This window comes from Methanobacterium formicicum DSM 3637, assembly GCF_000302455.1.
Classification (GTDB): Archaea; Methanobacteriota; Methanobacteria; order Methanobacteriales; family Methanobacteriaceae; genus Methanobacterium; species Methanobacterium formicicum_A.
The window spans coordinates 1-17,478 of the sequence record NZ_AMPO01000003.1; the positions used below are offsets into that span (position 1 = coordinate 1).

The window sequence follows — 17,478 nt, forward strand, 5'->3', positions numbered from 1 at the left end:
TTAGATAATCCTCTTATATGGAGTTTTAAAGTAGATTTTACATTATATTAATACAGATTTAAGATCATTGCAAAATTAATCAAGTACTTAATTCAGTTGCATTATTGTATTCAAACATTTTCACATGAAAATTTAAGGAAGTGCTCTTATGAAAAAGTTATTCGGAACATTTGGGGTTAGAAGAATTGCCAATGAAGTATTAACACCAGAATTCGCATCAAAACTGGCCGCAGCATACGGAACACTGGTTAAAGGATGGGTTGCTGTTGGGGGGGACCCCAGAACATCCACTCCATTAATAAAACACGCAGTGATATCAGGACTCCTCTCATCTGGATGTCAAGTGGTTGATCTGGGAATACTACCAACACCTGCAGTTCAATATGCAGTAAGGAACTACTACGATGGTGGAGTGATAATCACCGCATCCCACAATCCTCCACAGTACAACGGGATAAAATTCGTGGATGAAGATGGAATTGGTATTGCTGAAGATATGGAACTTAAGATCGAGGATATGTACTTCAATGAAAACCCAGATAGGGTGGCCTGGGATGAAATTGGTGAGGTCATTACCAATCCTGGTCTGGTAGATGAATACATTGATGAAGTGATACAGCGTGTGGACCATGACGCCATTAAAAAAGCCAATCTCAAGGTGATAGTAGATTGTGGTAGTGGAGCAGCTTGTTCCACCACTCCATACATTCTCCGCAAACTGGGATGTGAAATAACCACCTTAAACTGTCAACCTGATGGTCACTTCCCTGGGAGAAACCCCGAACCAACAGAAGACAACCTTCAGGAACTCATAAAAACAGTGAAAGCCACTGGAGCAGATCTGGGAATTGCCCATGATGGGGATGCCGATCGTACCATCTGTATAGATGAAGAGGGTAACTTTGTAATGGGGGATAAAACATTCGCTCTGGTGGAAAAACAGTTACTGCAGGAAAATCAGGGAGGACTCATAGTAACCACCGTGGCCACCTCAACTGCAATTTATGACATAGCCGAGGAGTACGGGGGGACAGTGAAAGCTACCCGAGTGGGTGACCTTCTGGTAGCCCGTGAACTCAAAGAAAGCGATGGATTATTCGGTGGAGAAGAAAATGGAGGTCTTATTTTCCCGGACTTTGTCTTAGGCAGGGATGCCGCAATGTCCACTGCCAAAATTGTGGAAATCATGGCCCTCACTGGAAAACCATTATCCAAGCTGGTGGCAGAACTTCCGGCCTATCAATCAGTGAAAATGAAAGTGGAATGTCCTGATGAACGGAAACAGGAGATAATGGATAAAATCGCCGCAGATACCAAGGAATATGAAATCGACACCACCGATGGGGTGAAGATCTTCCGGGATGAAGGATGGATTATAATCAGACCATCTGGAACAGAACCCATCTTCAGATGCTTTGCAGAAGCTAAAAACACTGATGATGCTACTAAAATGGCAGAATGGGGTATTTCTCTGGTTAAAAAGCATTTAGGGAACTAATTATTTTTGAAGTAATGTTTTTCCTAACGATTTTCCTTATTTTTCCTTTCTTTTTTGCCCAGGATCATCGAAATAAAAGCCGTAAAATTCAGCACAATATGCACATAATGGGAATTTCTCGTATCGGTAGCGGCTTCCATCCTCTTTATTCATGTCAAACTTTTTACCACAAGTGTAACAGGTTTCAATTTTTTCAGTTTTTTTATTTTCTTCATTCTGGATGTTAAACACCACCAGGAATTAGTTTATGGGAATTAGTAAACATAATCTGACTCTATTTGCTTAATCTGGATTTATTTGCTCAATCAGCCCTTATTAATCAATTATTATCTCTTTTACAAAAGATGGATTATATATTTGGGTTAATCTGCAGTATGTGAAATGGTATATTTGTTGAAGATTTAATTTGCCCTTTAAATTATTCTTTAGATTATTCCTTAGATTAATTCTAATATTTATGGTTTGACTTTAATCTATGGTTTGACTTCATATGGTTAAACAAAATCGAAAAATAAATTATGAACTCAGTACAGAAATAAGGTCATGAACAAAAAAAGAAAAATAGCCTGGGGGATTACGGGAAGCGGTGAAAAACTGGTGGAAACAGTAGAAATCATGCAACAGATGAGGGATGAATACCATAAACAATTCGACATCAGGGTGTTTATATCCAAGGCAGGAGACCAGGTTTTAAAATATTACAACCTCTCTAATACTCTGGAAACAAAGTTTGACAAAACATGGACTGAAATCAACTCCAATGCTCCCTTTCTGGCTGGACAGATTCAACTGGGAAGATATGCATTCTTATTGGTGGCTCCAGCAACATCCAATACAGTGGCCAAAATCTCGCTACGTATAGCAGACACTCTACTCACCAATGCAGCCATAATGGGTCAAAAAACTAACACTCCGATTTACGTCATGCCTACGGACTTTAGGGAGGGTATTGTTACCACTCAATTGCCCAATGGTAAGGATTTGGAGTTGACTATAACTCGTGAAGATGCCGAGCACGTTGAAAAACTGTCAAAAATGGACAGCACCACTGTATTTGAAAATCCCGAGGAAATACCAGCTATATTCCAGAAACATGCTGAAATGCTTAAATAAATCTGAAAGATGCTGGAATAATCTTCTTAATTTTAAATAGGTTATCTTCGCTGCTGCAAAGTCACACTGAACCTTTTAATGGGAAAGCCGTTATCCTCATCATCACTCAGAGGTGAGATCCCCCTGAAATAGTACTCTACTGGTCCGGTACTATCAATATCCACGGGTACAGTTTCCATATCTAGCAGTGCATCGAAAAAATCATGGATTTCCATTAATTTATCTTCAGGACCCCTGAATTTTACAACCATGGCTCCTTCGCTTCTGTTCTGGAGTGATATGTACTTATCATCCACATCAATAACAGTATCTTTCTTTTTACTCCCACTAACTCTGTAAAATAAAATATTGGCCATATTTTAACCCCCTGAACTCTTTAACAAAGTATTCGACCTATTTTATACATTATAATATTGATTTCATGGAATATAAAATTTAAGATAATATGACTGGATTGTGGGGATATTCCGTGATTTCAAAAGATATCATTTTTAATTTAAGATAATCTTAAATTGCAATTTTGCGGTGTAATTCTTATTAAAGATCAGATTAAAGATGACTTTATAAAAATAAGAAAAATTTTAAAGAATTTTGAGGGTTCTTTTTAATATTGAAGAGTTTTGAATACGGATGAACCGGGAAAAAATTAAATGAATTGAAACTTAGATAATAGTCGAATATTCTTTGATTATAATTTGTAACCAATATCCCGGAGGAATTTCTTCCTTCCAGCTACATCTTCTTCAGTTTCAATTGCTTGTGGTTTGAAACCATCAACAACTCCAATTATCCCTCGTCCCTGTTCGGTTTCCACAATCAGGACCTGGACCGGGTTGGCAGTAGCACAGAAAAGATTAACCACCTCCGGCACATCTTTGATTCTCTGGGTGAGATTTAGGGGGAATGCGTTAGCCAGGAAGATCAGGAAACTATGACCACAGGACAGCTCCAGCATTTTCTCTCCGGCCAGTTTCTCCAGATCTGAATTGTTCCCGGCAGTTCTCACCAGACAGTCCCCTGAAGCCTCTCCAAATGCAAGGCCAAACTCTGCCTGAGGCACGGTATTCACTATGGCCTCATAAAGATCCTCCACTGTTTTAATGAAGTGGCTCTGGCCCAAAATTAGATTACAATCTGCTGGTGCTTCCAGATTAACCATCTTAATATCCATTTCCATCTCTTTTCCTCCTTTATCTTCCATTTAATCCTGAATATTGTACGTCCTGGAATATTTGTACGTGTTGTATGGAAAAATTTGGTGTTCTACTAAAATAGTTTGGAATTTATTTTATGTTAATTTAACTAACTTCGTGGGATTATTTTACATAAAATATTGAACTTTTTCCATCAAATTGTTCAATCTCAAATTTTTCCAGCCCACAATTTTTCTCAGTTACAAATTTATGGATGGGGGTATCAGGGTATTGGTAATTTATTTATAGTAGCAAAATTAAATTGTCATTAACAATCATTATAAAATTAGTGTAAAGTTATAATATAAAGGTGAGCATAGATTAAAGATATAGAAATTGGATTATAGAATCAAATTATCTTTGAATCCTCAATTAAAATAAAAATCTATTAGTTTTTATACCCCCTGGTAAACTAGCCAAGGGCTTGATTAAAAGACTTAAACCACATTTAATGTGAGGTTTTACTTATGAATGAAAAGATGAAGGAAATTGGGCTGAGAATAACAGAACTTCGAGAGCTCTCGGATATCAGTATTCATGACATGGCAGATTACCTGCATATCCCTTTGGAAACTTACCAGGATTACGAAGCCGGAAAAAAAGACATTCCTGCCAGCATTCTCTATGAAATTGCTCATAAAATGGAAGTGGACATGGGTTTATTATTAACTGGAGAAGAAACCCGGATGCACATTTTCAGCGTAACCAGAAAGGGAAAAGGGGTGGAAGTAGGCCGCAGAAAACAGTACCAGTACGAAAATCTAGCGGAAAAATTCATCCACAAAAAAGCCGAACCCTTTATCGTTACCGTGGAGCCAAAAGGTGAAGGATACAAACCATCAACCAATACTCACCCTGGACAGGAATTCAACTACATTCTAGAGGGTACTTTGAAGATTTACATACACGACAATGAGATTGTACTCAACGAAGGAGATTCAATCTTTTTTGATTCATCCTACGAACATGCCATGGAAGCCCTGGAAAATAAGACAGCTAAATTCCTGGCAATTGTAATGTAAATTGGATAGTTTAAATCGGATAAAAATTACAAAATTCCTTATAAAAATTAAATAAAACCAAATATAATTCAGAATAAGCATTATAAATTTAAATAATTGATAAATATTGATTTATTAAAATAACTGGTGATAAAAATGTCATCTTTACTTGAAAAATTCGTTTCACAGGTAAATTTTGAGTCTTACCCTGATTTTAAGGATAATTTCCGTATAAAGATACCTGAAAACTTCAACTTTGCCTATGATGTAGTGGATGAGTATGCCCGTCTGTATCCCGAAAAAGTGGCCATGGTATGGTGCAACGATGATACTGACCGGATATTCACCTTCAAAACCTTGAAAGAATACTCAGACAGAGCTGCCAACTTCTTTGCCCAGCAGGGCATAAAAAAGGGAGACCGGGTAATGCTCACCTTAAAAAGCCGTTATGAGTTCTGGTTCTGTATCCTGGCCCTCCACAAGTTAGGGGCCATAACCATACCTGCCACCCACATGCTAAAAACCAGGGATATTGTTTACCGTATAAAGAACGCCGGTATCAAAATGGTGGTATGCATAGCAGAAGATGGAGTACCCGGATACTTCGATGAAGCCCACCTGCAATTAGACGACGCTCCATTTGTAAAGGCACTGGTGGGGGATGAGGATAGAGAAGGTTGGTTCAACTTCCGTAAAGAACTAGAAAATGCATCACCTGAACTCCAGCGCCCTAGTGGAGAGGAAGGAACTCAAAATGATGATGTGGCACTTATTTATTTCTCCTCAGGAACCACAGGACTGCCCAAGATGATCATGCACGATTACACCTACCCTCTGGGCCATATAATAACCGCCAAGTACTGGCAAAATGTGGTGGAGGATGGGTTACATTACACTGTGGCTGATACTGGCTGGGCCAAGGCCATGTGGGGTCAAATATATGGACAGTGGATATCAGGCACTGCGATCTTCGTATATGACTACGAACGATTCGATGCAGCAAAAATGCTGGACAAGGCCTCCCATCACGGAGTAACCACATTCTGTGCACCTCCGACCATTTATCGGTTCCTCATAAAGGAAGATCTGTCTCAGTACGACTTTTCAACCCTGAAATATGCGGTAACTGCAGGAGAACCCCTGAACCCTGAAGTTTACAATAAATTTTATGAATTCACCGGTTTGCGTTTAAGGGAAGGATTTGGCCAGACTGAATGTGTGGTCTGCATTGCTAACTTCCCCTGGATAGAACCCAGACCCGGATCCATGGGAAAATCCGCCCCTGAATACGACATCCAGATCATGGATAAAGAGGGTAAACAGTGCGATGTGGGTGAAGAGGGCGAAATAGTGATAAAAACCGCCGATGGTAAACCTCCAGGTTTATTCTGTGGATACTACAAGGAAGATAATAAAACTGAAGCTGCCTGGTTCGATGGATACTACCACACCGGAGACACTGCCTGGAAGGATGAAGATGGCTACCTGTGGTTTGTGGGACGTAACGATGACATGATCAAAAGTTCAGGATACCGTATTGGTCCTTTCGAGGTGGAAAGTGCTGTAATATCTCATCAGGCAGTCCTGGAATGTGCCATCACCGGGGTTCCTCACCCAGTAAGGGGGCAGGTTATAAAAGCTACCATAGTACTAACCGGGGATTATGAGCCCTCTCCTGAACTGGCCAAAGAAATCCAAAACCATGTTAAACAGGTAACTGCACCCTACAAATACCCCCGGGTAGTGGAATTTGTGGATGAATTACCCAAAACCATTAGCGGAAAAATTCGCCGGGTTGAAATCAGGGAAAAGGATGAAAAAGAATAATAAGCCTGTTTATGTAGATTAATGGGAAATTAGGATGATAATTATTTATCCAATGATTTTATAGTCTATTTAAATCTATTTCCCTCATTTTTTTAAGGTTTTACCAAAGATTAAAATTTATATTGAATATTAATGGGATGATATGAATCATGAATAATCGCAAGAAAGAACCTTATCCAGTGTTCAATGAACTGGAATGTAAGGCATGTGAACGTTGTATACTGGCCTGCCGTGCAGGTGTCCTTAAAATGAGTGAAGACATCAATGAACGTGGTTACCATTATGCAGAATACACTGGAAAAGGATGCACCGGTTGCGGGGACTGTTACTACACCTGCCCAGAACCACTGGCGGTGGAAGTTCACATACCCCGAAGATCTCGAAATAAGGATCAAAAGAAGATTAACAATGAACAAGGGGTTAAGGAGGAAGATAAATGACCATACAGCTAATAAAAGGCAACACTGCAGTTATAGTCGGTGCAATGTATGCAGGCTGTGACTGTTTCTTTGGATACCCCATAACGCCCGCTTCTGAAGTCTTACATGAAGCTTCACTCTACTTCCCAAAGGTAGGCCGTAAATTCGTACAAGCCGAATCAGAGGAAGCCTCCATAAACATGGTTTACGGAGCAGCTGCCGCCGGCCATAGAGTTATAACTGCATCCTCAGGACCGGGAATAAGCCTTATGCAGGAAGGTGTATCCTTCCTTGCAGGAGCAGAACTCCCTTGCGTCCTGGTAGATATCATGCGTGCCGGGCCAGGTCTGGGGAACATTGGACCGGAGCAGGCAGACTACACACAACTGGTTAAAGGAGGAGGCCACGGAAACTATCATAACATCGTTCTGGCCCCTAATTCTGTTCAGGAAATGTGTGACTTCACAATGAAAGCCTTCCAGCTGGCAGAAAAGTACCGTAACCCTGCTGTGGTTCTGGCAGATGGAGTACTGGGCCAGATGGTGGAAAGACTCCACTTCCCATCGGAAGCTCTAACTCCAACCTATGATAAGTCATGGGCGGTCAGGGGCAACCGTGAAACAAGAGGAAACCTGGTAACCAGTATATTCCTGGACTTCGACCAGCTTGAAGACTTCAACTACCGCTTACAGGATAAATACCAGACCATCCGTGAAAACGAGGTGGATTACGAGGAATACCTGACAGATGACGCTGATATCATCCTGGTAGCCTATGGTATAAGCAGCAGAGTGGCCCGTTCAGCAGTGGACATGGTTAGAGCAGAGGGTATAAAAGCAGGACTCTTCCGTCCAAAAACACTGTTCCCATTCCCAGAAGAACGATTAAGAGAACTAGCCCGGAAAGACTGTCAGTTTTTATCAGTGGAAATGAGCAATGGTCAAATGAGAGAAGATGTCATCCTGGCAATCGGCTGCCAGCGCCCGGTTGAACTGGTGAACCGTATGGGTGGAAACCTCATAGACCAGAAAAGTATCATAGATAAAATCCATGAAATTGAAGGTGATAACTGATGACACTTGATAACACCATGGATAAAGGTAACCAAGTAAAGATGGATGAAAAAGTCCTCAAAAAACCAGAATCCATGCTGGATGAGTTTCCCCGCAAAGGTGGAAGCGCACCAACCGCCACTCACTACTGTCCCGGATGTGGCCATGGAATACTCCACAAACTCATAGGAGAATGTATGGATGAACTGGGAATACAGGACCGCACAGTCATGACCAGTCCAGTGGGATGTGCAGTTTTCGCTTACTACTACTTTGACTGTGGACACGTGCAGGTTGCACACGGACGTGCACCAGCAGTGGGAACCGGAATATCCCGTGCAGAAGAAAACGCAGTGGTCATGTTATACCAGGGAGATGGAGACCTGGCATCAATAGGATTAAATGAGACCATCCAGGCTGCCAACCGGGGAGAAAAAATGGCAGTGTTCTTTGTAAACAACACGGTCTACGGAATGACCGGTGGACAGATGGCACCCACCACCCTGGTCGGGGAAGTCACTGTAACCTGCCCTGCAGGCCGGGACCCACGTTACATGGGTTACCCCATGCACATGGCAGAATTACTGGACAACCTGGAAGCACCGGTCTTCATTGAACGCGTATCTGTCGCAGACCCTAAAAACATTCGAAGAGCTAAAAGAGCAGTGAAAAAAGCCCTTGAAGTTCAAAGAGATAGTAAAGGCTATGCATTTGTGGAAGTACTTTCACCCTGTCCAACTAACCTTAGAATGGATGCTCAGGCAACCGAAGACTTTGTTAACAACGAGATGACCAAAGAGTTCCCCCTCAAAAACTTCCGAGATAAAAGAAGCGAAACCGAAACCCTCTGCAGGGCGAGTAGTGACTTTTCACAGGAATCCCTGGAAGACATCTTCGAAGTTCAGGATGACACTTCATGGGAGGCCCGGGATGACCCATCCTTCCCCAGAAAGGTGGTTCGAATTGCAGGATTCGGAGGTCAGGGAGTTTTAAGTATGGGACTCACCTTAGCCCAGGCAGCCTGTAATGACCAGCGACACGTGTCATGGTACCCATCCTACGGACCGGAACAGCGAGGAGGAACATCAGACTGTACTGTGGTAATATCAGGTGAACCAATCGGCTCTCCTGTTCTGCAAACTTCTGATGGTCTGGTGGCAATGAACCAGCCTTCCATGGAAAAATTCGCATCCCGTGTTAGGGAAGGTGGAATTATCATCTACGAAAGCAGTATTGGTGAGTTTGAAACCCCAGAAGGACTCAGGACCCTGGCCATACCTGCCCGTAAGATAGCCAAAGAGCATGGTGTAAAAAGAGCAGCTAACACTGCAATGCTGGGAGTTATAATGGAATTAGGCTTAACTGGCCTTCCTAAACATGTTTTCACCGAAGCAGTGGAACACACCTTCCGCAGAAAACCCAAACTGGTACCAGCCAACCTGAAAATACTGGAAGCCGGTGCCAAGTGGGCCCGGGAAAACCTCAAAAAATGAGAAACATCATGGAGAGAAAATAGAAATAATAAATTTATTTAAAATAAGATATTTCTTATTTTAACTCTCTCAAACCATTTTTTTAAACTTCTTCATTCATTTCTTAACTTTATACTCTTTTTTGTTTACTATCCCATAATTAAATTCTATTCTTTTAAATTTCATAGATTATTTATTATTAATTTTTATTTTGAGGGATGATCTATCCATTGTTCTTTACCTGTTTTATCCAAAAATATGTAAATTTTAAGTAAATTGCAGGTCATAATGTTAACTATAACAGTACTGATGTAATTTGAATGGGATTAAATTTTAGGGGATAATATTTCAAGGGGTGAAATAATGACTGTTTTCCTAAAAGAAGAAGATATCTCCCTGGTTCTGTGTGGTGAGGCTGGTCAGGGAATCCAGACAGTAGAGGCAATACTGGCCCAGACTGTAAAACAAAGCGGATACAACATTTTCTCAACCAAAGAATACATGTCAAGGGTCAGAGGGGGTCAAAACTCCACTGAAATAAGAGTATCATCCCATAGGGTTGCCTCATATGTGGATCGAATTGACATCCTACTGGCACTAAGTTCTGGGGCAGTAAATCACCTCAAGGACAGAATTTCATCGGATACTCTGATCATAGGAGATCCAGAACACCTGAAATCAGTGAAGGATAATAAAATTTTTGATTCTGTTTCAGGGCCTAATTTTATGGAGATCCCACTTATGGAAACTGCCCAGGAAATGGGAGGGCCAATATTTGCCAATGTAATTGCAGCTGGAGCCCTTTCATGTCTGTTGAACATTCCCAGGGAAATATTTGATGGTCTTATCAGTGACATGTTTACCAGGAAAGGTCAGGAAATACTTCAAAAGGACTTAAAAGCTGGTGAAGCAGGTTACAGTATTGGTAAACATTTAATGGAATCTGGAACAGGGGAATCTGAATCAGACACTATCCATATTTCATTACAGGGAGAATCTTCCGTTCGTGATGAGCTTTTGATTAATGGTACCGATTCAGTGGGGTTCGGATGCCTGGCTGGAGAGTGTCGGTTCATGTCATCTTATCCCATGACCCCTTCCACTCCCCTGCAGAACTTCCTGGCAGGTAATGCCCATGAATTTGAACTGGTATATGAACAGGCAGAGGATGAAATAGCAGCTATCAACATGGCACTGGGAGCATCCTACGCCGGGGCCAGGAGCATTGTAGCCACATCAGGAAGTGGATTTGCACTGATGGAAGAGGGAGTGGGATTGGCAGGAATGTTAGAAACACCAGTGGTCATTTACCTTGGCCAGAGACCGGGACCCGCAGTGGGCCTACCCACCCGTACCAGCCAGGAAGACCTGAACTTGGCTCTCTACTCCGGGCCCGGAGAATTCCCGCGGATAATATTCGCTCCTGGAAAACTGGAAGATGCATTCACCCTCACTCAAAGAGCTTTTAACATGGCTGAAAAGTACCAGATACCGGTTTTCATTCTATCTGATCAGTACTTTGCAGACTGTTACTACAACATACCATCACTCCCACTGGAAGATGTGGAAAATGAGAATTATCTGGTTAAAACCACTCCAGAATACAAAAGATACCTCATCACTCATGATGGGGTTACCCCACGAGGAATACCAGGATATGGTGATGGATTGGTTGTTGTAGATTCAGATGAGCATGATGAAGAAGGGCATATAACCGAAGACCTTAAAATAAGGACGCAGATGGTGGATAAAAGGTTGCAGAAGATAGATGAGATCCGTGAAGATGCAGTGGCCCCGGAAATGGTTGGAGGAGAAGATTACCATAGCCTGGTCATTGGATGGGGTTCCACCTACTGGCCCATAAGGGAAGCTTTGGAAAATATCTACAAAAAAGACATTAAAGGATATCCCGGGGAGAAAATCAGTTTCCTACACTTCAAACAGGTCTACCCATTACACAAATCAGTGGAAGCATACCTTGAACAAGCAGATGATGTCATCATCATGGAGAACAATGCCCAGGGACAGCTGGCCAATCTCATAAAACTGGAAACTGGCTTTGAAATACAGGAAAAATTCTTAAAATATGATGGAATGCCTTTTTCAGTGGAGGAAGTTGAGGAAAGAATAAGAAAGTTCATGGGAATTGAGGATGATAACATGGGTGAGAGTGATGCTGCAGGTTCAGGGGAGGTGTTAAAATGAAACCAAAGGACTTTGACATGCCTGATGCCGATGTGGCATGGTGCCCTGGATGTGGGAACCTATCCATCCTGCGCAACCTCAAAACAGCACTGGCGCAACTGGAAATACAACCTGAAAACCTGGTTTTTGTATCTGGTATTGGTCAGGCTGGTAAACTCCCTCACTACATTAAAGGAAACGTGTTCAATGGATTACATGGCAGGTCCTTATCTCCAGCAACGGGTATAAAAGCAGCCAACCCCAATTTAACAGTTATAGATGTCAGTGGTGACGGTTGTATGTATGGGGAGGGGGGAAACCACTTCATGCACACCATACGCCGTAACCCTGACATTACCAATCTAGTGCACAACAACATGGTCTACGGCCTAACCAAGGGACAGGCATCACCCACCAGTCAAAAGGACTTCAACACCCTACTACAGGTGGATGGTGTTTTCCTGGAACCTTTTAACCCACTGGCCGTGGCCATAGCACTGGATGCATCATTCGTGGCCAGAACATTCAGTGGAAACCGTAAACAGTCCATTGAAATCTTTAAAGCTGCCATAAAACACAAAGGATATGCCCTGGTGGACATATTCCAGCCCTGTGTATCATTCAACAAGGTAAACACCAGGGACTGGTTCAGGGAACACACCTACGACCTTGAGGATGACCATGACCCACTGGACCGGAATGAAGCCTTCCGCAGAGCCACAGAAACCGGAGAATATCCACTGGGCATATTTTACCAGAATCCTGATAAAAAAACATTCGAAGAAAACCTGAGTGTGTACCATGATAAAAAATCACCATTATTCCAGCGAAAACTCGACATGAATAAAATAAGGTCACTACTGGACACTAAAAGATGAAGGATTAAAATCCTGTTTAAATATTTATGAAAACCGATGATATTTTTAGTAAATCAGTTGATGGTTTTTTGTAAATCAGTTAATGGTAAATCATTATGGTAAGCCAGTGAATTTAAAAAGAGGTGCAAAATGAGGAAAATCAGAATATTATCATGGAACGTCAATGGAATCAGGGCTGTGCACAGAAAAGGATTCAAAGACTGGTTAATGGGAGATAAACCAGATATATTATGCATCCAGGAAACTAAAGCTCACCTGAAACAGTTCCCTAAGGATATTCAGAACCTAGATGATTATCGACTATATCTCTCCGAAGCAGAACGTAAAGGATACAGTGGTGTAGCTACCTACACGCGTCTAAAACCTGAAAAAGTGGAAAACGGCTTTGGAATTTCCAAATTCGATAGTGAAGGTCGTACCTTAATAACTGATTACGGGGATTTTGTATTGTTTAACATTTACTTTCCCAACGGGAAAATGTCTCCTGAGCGTCTCCAGTACAAAATGAATTTCTATGACTCCTTCCTGGACTACGCTGATGCACTGAAGGAGGAAGGAAGAAACATCGTTGTCTGTGGGGATGTTAACACGGCCCACAACGAGATAGACCTGGCACGCCCCAAGGAAAATGAGAAAATATCAGGATTCCTGCCAGAAGAAAGGGAATGGCTGGATCGATTCCTAAGTCATGGTTACGTGGATACATTCCGTGAACTCAACCCTGAACCTGAAAACTACACCTGGTGGAGCTACAGAACACGTGCCAGGGAACGGAATGTTGGCTGGAGATTGGATTACTTCTTTGTGAACCAGGAATTCATGGATAATATAGAATCTGCCTACATACTTTCTGATGTTATGGGCTCGGACCACTGTCCAGTGGGGATAGACATAAAACTGGAAGACTAACTGGACAATTTTTGAATGGAAACTGATTGTATTAATAAAAATAATGCTGGAATGAAAAATATAACTGGAAGGATAAAAATGGACAAATTCGAAGAAAAAATGGATAAATTATCTTCAGAAGGCTTATCTGATTCAGAGATTGGGGAAAAACTGTTAGATGAGATGGGAGACCTCTGCATATGTCCAGACTGCCCCATGTACAACCAGTGCGCCCAGGAAAAATACGAAGGACTCTACTGTATACTGGGTAAATCCCAATGTAACCTGGAAGAAGACGACTGCATATGCCCGGAATGTGAAGTAGCAGAGAATATGGAACTTAAAAATGATCTCTTCTGTCTTAATGGTTCAGAAAAAGAATTGAGAGAAAGTTAATTCGGACATCATCTTCTATATTTTCTATTTTACTTAATCAACCCATTATAATTCTTTATTTTATTTTCTTTCTAATTTTAACTGGCTTTTATAGACATTTATCTTAAAATTACCAACAATAATCATTAATCCAACCAATAATCAGTAATGATTATATTAAATTTGAGATTATGTCAGATTTGAATGGAATATTTGAATTGATAAAGAATGAATAGAATGGTTGAATTAATAAAAAGATTATAGAAATATTGTAAATAAAGAATATGAAAGGAAAATGATAAATCTATCAAAATTCACTTTATCCAAGAAAATTAGAGGGATGCTATGAGTTATCGTGGAAGAGCCAAAGAATTTCTAAAATCACAGAATATTTCCATTGGAGACATTATCTCCATAAAAAAAGATGACACTGAATACATGGGCATGCTCCTGGACCGGGCCGAAGATGCTGATGAATTACACATCGTACTGAAGATGGACAGTGGTTACAACGTGGGCATTGCCCTGACTGGATCAGAAGTCAAACTTCTTGAAAAGGGTGATAAACCTGAAATAAACCTCCCACTACTGGAGATAAAACGGGACCCTGAAAAGATGGATGTATCAATTATATCCACCGGTGGGACAGTGGCATCCATCATTGATTATAAAACCGGGGCTGTTCACCCTGCATTCACCGCAGATGATCTTTTAAGGGCCACTCCTGAACTTTTAGATGAGGCTAACATCAGTGGAAAGGCCATAATGAACATCTTAAGTGAAAACATGAAACCTGAGTTCTGGGTTCAATCTGCACGTGCGGTGGCTGATGAAATAACTGAAGGTGCAGATGGTGTGGTAGTGGCCCATGGAACAGACACCATGCACTACACTGCAGCTGCTTTAAGCTTCATACTGGAAACACCAGTTCCCATCATCGTCACCGGTGCACAGAGAAGCTCGGATAGGCCCTCTTCAGATGCATTCATAAACCTGATGAGCTCGGTGGCCATGGCCAAGTCAGACATAGCAGAGGTCACAGTCTGCATGCACGCCACAGAAAATGATAACCAGGCACACATCCACCGTGGAACCCGGGTGCGTAAAATGCACACCAGCCGTAGGGACACTTTCAACAGTATCAACAGCCCTCCACTGGCCAGTGTAAAAGATGGCAGGGTTAAAATCATCGATAAAACATTCACCCCTCGTAAAAGGGGTGAGTGCCAGCTGGATGTCAATGACTCCCTGGAGGAAAAGGTGGGCTTTATAAAGAGTTACCCTGGAATAGCCGCTGAACTCCTGGATTACCATATTGATAATGGTTACAGGGGTATTTTAATGGAAGGAACCGGTTTGGGGCACTGCCCGGATCACCTGATCCCCTCATTGGAAAGAGCTGCAGATGAAGAAATACCGGTGGTTATGACTTCGCAGTGTCTTTACGGTCGTACCAATCTCAATGTGTATAGTACTGGTCGTAAAATCCTCTCTTCTGGTGTTATATCGGTGGGGGACATGCTGGCAGAGACTGCCTACGTGAAACTGGTATGGGCATTGGGACAGACTAACCAACTGGAAGAAGTTAAAACAATAATGCAAACTAACCTGAAGGGAGAAATGGATGAGAAATCATCTTCTAAATACTTCCTGCGAGATTATGGGGAATAAGATGGAGTCATGGTGATTGATATGAATACTGAAATGGATTACGAGAAACTGGGCCTCATGATGGGCCTGGAGATACACCAGCAGCTTAACACAACCAAAAAGCTCTTCTGTCCCTGTGAATGCGAACTCACCGATAAAAAACCAGATTACCATGTTTTAAGGTATTTGAGGCCCACCCAGAGTGAACTTGGTAAAATAGACCGGGCTGCTTTTGAAGAGTCACGCCGTGAACTCACCTTCTGCTATGATGCCTATCCTCATCACACCTGTCTGGTGGAAACTGATGATGAACCACCACATCCATTGAATCAGGAGGCACTGGAGATAGGACTAATAATTGCAACCCTCTTGAACATGACGGTGGTGGATGAATTTCACACCATGCGAAAACAGGTAATCGATGGAAGTAACACTGGAGGGTTCCAGAGAACAGGGTTACTGGCAATTCAGGGACACATAGACACACCATACGGTAAGGTTGTTATTGAAAACCTCGGTCTGGAGGAAGATGCCGCCAGAAGAATGGGTCAAAGGAAGGGAAAGGTTGAATTCCGCCTGGACCGACTTGGAATACCCTTACTGGAGATAACCACGGACCCTTCAATGAACCGGCCGGAACAGGTACGGGAAGTGGCCTACCAGATTGGTCAGGTTCTGCGCAGTACCAGGGTAAAACGGGGTCTGGGAACCATACGTCAGGATCTGAATATCTCCATAAGGGAAGGGGCTCGGGTTGAAGTGAAGGGGGTGCAGGATCTGGACTCCATGGAACAGCTGGTGAAAAACGAGGTCACCCGACAGCTTAAACTCCTGGAAATCATGGACGAACTTAAAAAAAGAGAGGCACAGGTTGAAGACACGATACATGATCTGGGAGAAACCCTCAAGGACACAGAATCCAAGATCATAGCCAAAGCCCTTAAAAAAGATGGGAAAGTTTTAGCAATCAAATTAAACGGTTACAAAGGATTAATCGGTAAAGAAGTTCAGCCGGGCAGGAGATTTGGAACTGAACTGGCAGGATATGCTAAAAAAATGGGAGTGGCAGGTATATTCCACACCGATGAACTACCTGCATATGGAATAACTTCCCATGAAGTAGAATTGATTAACGGGTTCCTGAAAATTGGGGAAAATGATGCTTTTATTCTGGTTGCAGATGAAGGAGATAAGGCCAGAAATGCCCTGGAAGAGGTGCAAAGAAGGGCTATAATGGCTTTGGATGGTGTTCCTGAGGAAACCAGGAAAGCATTGGATGATGCCAACACCGAGTACCTCCGGCCACTGCCCACTGCCAGCAGGATGTACGTGGAAACTGATATCCCTACCCAGGTGGTCTCCCGAGAACTCCTGGAATATGTCCAGGCTAATCTTCCGGAACTTCCCAAGGAAAAAGAGGCCCGTATAATAAAAGAATATAACTTAAGTGAAGATCTAGCTCACCAATTGGTGCGACAGGATAGAACAGAACAGTTTGAAGAAATTGTTGCAGAGTGTGGGGTTGAACCGACCACTGTGGCTTCACTACTGGCTTACACTCTCAAAGAACTCAGAAGGGAAGGCTTGGATGTTGAAGATCTCTCGGATAGTCTGAAGGGAACATTTCAGTTACTGAAACAGGGTAAGATATCCAAGGATGCTGTATCAGATGTACTGGTGGGAGTTTTGAAGGAAAACTGGACTCCTGAAGAGGCTGCTGGAAATCTAAATCTGTTAATGCTTTCAGAAGAAAACGTCAGGGACATAATCGTGGAAATAGTATCTTCCAATGAAAAATTGATTACCGAAAGGAAAATGGGTGCCATGGGATCCCTGATGGGAATGGCAATGAAAGAGCTCAAGGGAAAAGCAGATGGTAAACTGGTTAACAAATTTTTGAAGGAAGAAATACAGAAGTATCTATAAGT

The 17,478-nt window shown here is 42.1% G+C and carries 16 protein-coding genes; 13 read left to right on the forward strand and 3 right to left on the reverse strand.

Annotated features, from left to right (window positions below):
- The first annotated feature begins 148 nt into the window (after positions 1-148).
- Positions 149-1,498, forward strand: a complete 1,350-nt coding sequence (gene glmM, locus A994_RS04035) for a phosphoglucosamine mutase (RefSeq protein ID WP_004030022.1) — start codon at positions 149-151, stop codon at positions 1,496-1,498.
- A gap of 36 nt (positions 1,499-1,534) precedes the next feature.
- Here the strand turns inward: glmM and A994_RS04040 are convergent, their stop codons facing one another.
- A complete protein-coding gene (locus tag A994_RS04040) occupies positions 1,535-1,732 on the reverse strand; it encodes a hypothetical protein (RefSeq protein WP_004030024.1) in 198 nt (65 codons plus the stop codon).
- A 309-nt stretch (positions 1,733-2,041) separates the two neighbouring features.
- Here A994_RS04040 and afpA point away from each other — a divergent pair, with 309 nt between their 5' ends.
- Positions 2,042-2,611, forward strand: a complete 570-nt coding sequence (gene afpA, locus A994_RS04045; protein WP_004030025.1) for an archaeoflavoprotein AfpA — start codon at positions 2,042-2,044, stop codon at positions 2,609-2,611.
- A 41-nt stretch (positions 2,612-2,652) separates the two neighbouring features.
- On the opposite strand, the gene A994_RS04050 is transcribed toward afpA, so the two are convergent.
- Together A994_RS04050 and A994_RS04055 are read right to left on the reverse strand one after the other, a co-directional pair.
- Positions 2,653-2,967 carry a hypothetical protein gene (locus A994_RS04050; protein WP_004030026.1) on the reverse strand — a complete coding sequence of 105 codons (315 nt, stop codon included), beginning with the start codon at positions 2,965-2,967 and terminating at the stop codon, positions 2,653-2,655.
- Positions 2,968-3,299: 332 nt separating this feature from the next.
- Positions 3,300-3,788: an adenosine-specific kinase gene (locus A994_RS04055; RefSeq protein ID WP_100222259.1), complete on the reverse strand. Its 489-nt coding sequence runs from the start codon at positions 3,786-3,788 to the stop codon at positions 3,300-3,302.
- 483 nt (positions 3,789-4,271) lie between these two features.
- Between A994_RS04055 and A994_RS04060 the strand changes: the two genes are divergently transcribed.
- From A994_RS04060 to gatE, 11 genes are all read left to right on the forward strand, one after another.
- Positions 4,272-4,826, forward strand: a complete 555-nt coding sequence (locus tag A994_RS04060) for a helix-turn-helix domain-containing protein (protein ID WP_004030028.1) — start codon at positions 4,272-4,274, stop codon at positions 4,824-4,826.
- A gap of 135 nt (positions 4,827-4,961) precedes the next feature.
- Positions 4,962-6,632 carry an AMP-binding protein gene (locus A994_RS04065; RefSeq protein WP_004030029.1) on the forward strand — a complete coding sequence of 557 codons (1,671 nt, stop codon included), beginning with the start codon at positions 4,962-4,964 and terminating at the stop codon, positions 6,630-6,632.
- 149 nt (positions 6,633-6,781) lie between these two features.
- Complete coding sequence (locus A994_RS04070; RefSeq protein ID WP_004030030.1) at positions 6,782-7,072, forward strand: 4Fe-4S dicluster domain-containing protein; 291 nt, start codon at positions 6,782-6,784, stop codon at positions 7,070-7,072.
- On the forward strand, positions 7,069-8,124 hold the full coding sequence (locus A994_RS04075; protein ID WP_004030032.1) for a 3-methyl-2-oxobutanoate dehydrogenase subunit VorB: 1,056 nt from the start codon (positions 7,069-7,071) through the stop codon (positions 8,122-8,124). The genes A994_RS04070 and A994_RS04075 overlap by 4 nt, the downstream gene beginning before the upstream one ends.
- Positions 8,124-9,596 (forward strand): 2-oxoacid:acceptor oxidoreductase family protein, encoded by a 1,473-nt coding sequence (locus A994_RS04080; RefSeq protein ID WP_004030033.1) that lies wholly within the window; start codon positions 8,124-8,126, stop codon positions 9,594-9,596. The genes A994_RS04075 and A994_RS04080 overlap by 1 nt, the downstream gene beginning before the upstream one ends.
- A gap of 342 nt (positions 9,597-9,938) precedes the next feature.
- The gene (locus A994_RS04085; RefSeq protein ID WP_004030034.1) at positions 9,939-11,780 is read left to right on the forward strand and encodes a 2-oxoacid:acceptor oxidoreductase subunit alpha; all 1,842 of its coding nucleotides are present in this window, start codon (positions 9,939-9,941) and stop codon (positions 11,778-11,780) included.
- Entirely contained in the window at positions 11,777-12,637 is an 861-nt protein-coding gene (locus tag A994_RS04090; RefSeq protein ID WP_004030035.1) for a thiamine pyrophosphate-dependent enzyme, read from the forward strand. The genes A994_RS04085 and A994_RS04090 overlap by 4 nt, the downstream gene beginning before the upstream one ends.
- Before the next feature lie 129 nt (positions 12,638-12,766).
- Complete coding sequence (locus tag A994_RS04095) at positions 12,767-13,546, forward strand: exodeoxyribonuclease III (protein WP_004030036.1); 780 nt, start codon at positions 12,767-12,769, stop codon at positions 13,544-13,546.
- Positions 13,547-13,561: 15 nt separating this feature from the next.
- Positions 13,562-13,921, forward strand: a complete 360-nt coding sequence (locus A994_RS04100) for a DUF2769 domain-containing protein (protein WP_004030037.1) — start codon at positions 13,562-13,564, stop codon at positions 13,919-13,921.
- 324 nt (positions 13,922-14,245) lie between these two features.
- The gene (gene gatD / locus A994_RS04105; RefSeq protein WP_004030038.1) at positions 14,246-15,571 is read left to right on the forward strand and encodes a Glu-tRNA(Gln) amidotransferase subunit GatD; all 1,326 of its coding nucleotides are present in this window, start codon (positions 14,246-14,248) and stop codon (positions 15,569-15,571) included.
- Between the two features lie 33 nt (positions 15,572-15,604).
- Positions 15,605-17,476 (forward strand): Glu-tRNA(Gln) amidotransferase subunit GatE, encoded by a 1,872-nt coding sequence (gene gatE, locus A994_RS04110; protein WP_004030039.1) that lies wholly within the window; start codon positions 15,605-15,607, stop codon positions 17,474-17,476.
- The last annotated feature ends 2 nt before the right edge of the window (positions 17,477-17,478 follow it).

Coding starts and splice junctions, on each gene's coding strand:
- glmM (WP_004030022.1), top strand. CDS start 149: ATGAAAAAGTTATTCGGAACATTTGGGGTTAGAAGAATTGCCAATGAA.
- afpA (WP_004030025.1), top strand. CDS start 2,042: ATGAACAAAAAAAGAAAAATAGCCTGGGGGATTACGGGAAGCGGTGAA.
- A994_RS04050 (WP_004030026.1), bottom strand. CDS start 2,967: ATGGCCAATATTTTATTTTACAGAGTTAGTGGGAGTAAAAAGAAAGAT.
- A994_RS04055 (WP_100222259.1), bottom strand. CDS start 3,788: ATGGAAATGGATATTAAGATGGTTAATCTGGAAGCACCAGCAGATTGT.
- A994_RS04060 (WP_004030028.1), top strand. CDS start 4,272: ATGAATGAAAAGATGAAGGAAATTGGGCTGAGAATAACAGAACTTCGA.
- A994_RS04065 (WP_004030029.1), top strand. CDS start 4,962: ATGTCATCTTTACTTGAAAAATTCGTTTCACAGGTAAATTTTGAGTCT.
- A994_RS04070 (WP_004030030.1), top strand. CDS start 6,782: ATGAATAATCGCAAGAAAGAACCTTATCCAGTGTTCAATGAACTGGAA.
- A994_RS04075 (WP_004030032.1), top strand. CDS start 7,069: ATGACCATACAGCTAATAAAAGGCAACACTGCAGTTATAGTCGGTGCA.
- A994_RS04080 (WP_004030033.1), top strand. CDS start 8,124: ATGACACTTGATAACACCATGGATAAAGGTAACCAAGTAAAGATGGAT.
- A994_RS04085 (WP_004030034.1), top strand. CDS start 9,939: ATGACTGTTTTCCTAAAAGAAGAAGATATCTCCCTGGTTCTGTGTGGT.
- A994_RS04090 (WP_004030035.1), top strand. CDS start 11,777: ATGAAACCAAAGGACTTTGACATGCCTGATGCCGATGTGGCATGGTGC.
- A994_RS04095 (WP_004030036.1), top strand. CDS start 12,767: ATGAGGAAAATCAGAATATTATCATGGAACGTCAATGGAATCAGGGCT.
- A994_RS04100 (WP_004030037.1), top strand. CDS start 13,562: ATGGAAACTGATTGTATTAATAAAAATAATGCTGGAATGAAAAATATA.
- gatD (WP_004030038.1), top strand. CDS start 14,246: ATGAGTTATCGTGGAAGAGCCAAAGAATTTCTAAAATCACAGAATATT.
- gatE (WP_004030039.1), top strand. CDS start 15,605: ATGGATTACGAGAAACTGGGCCTCATGATGGGCCTGGAGATACACCAG.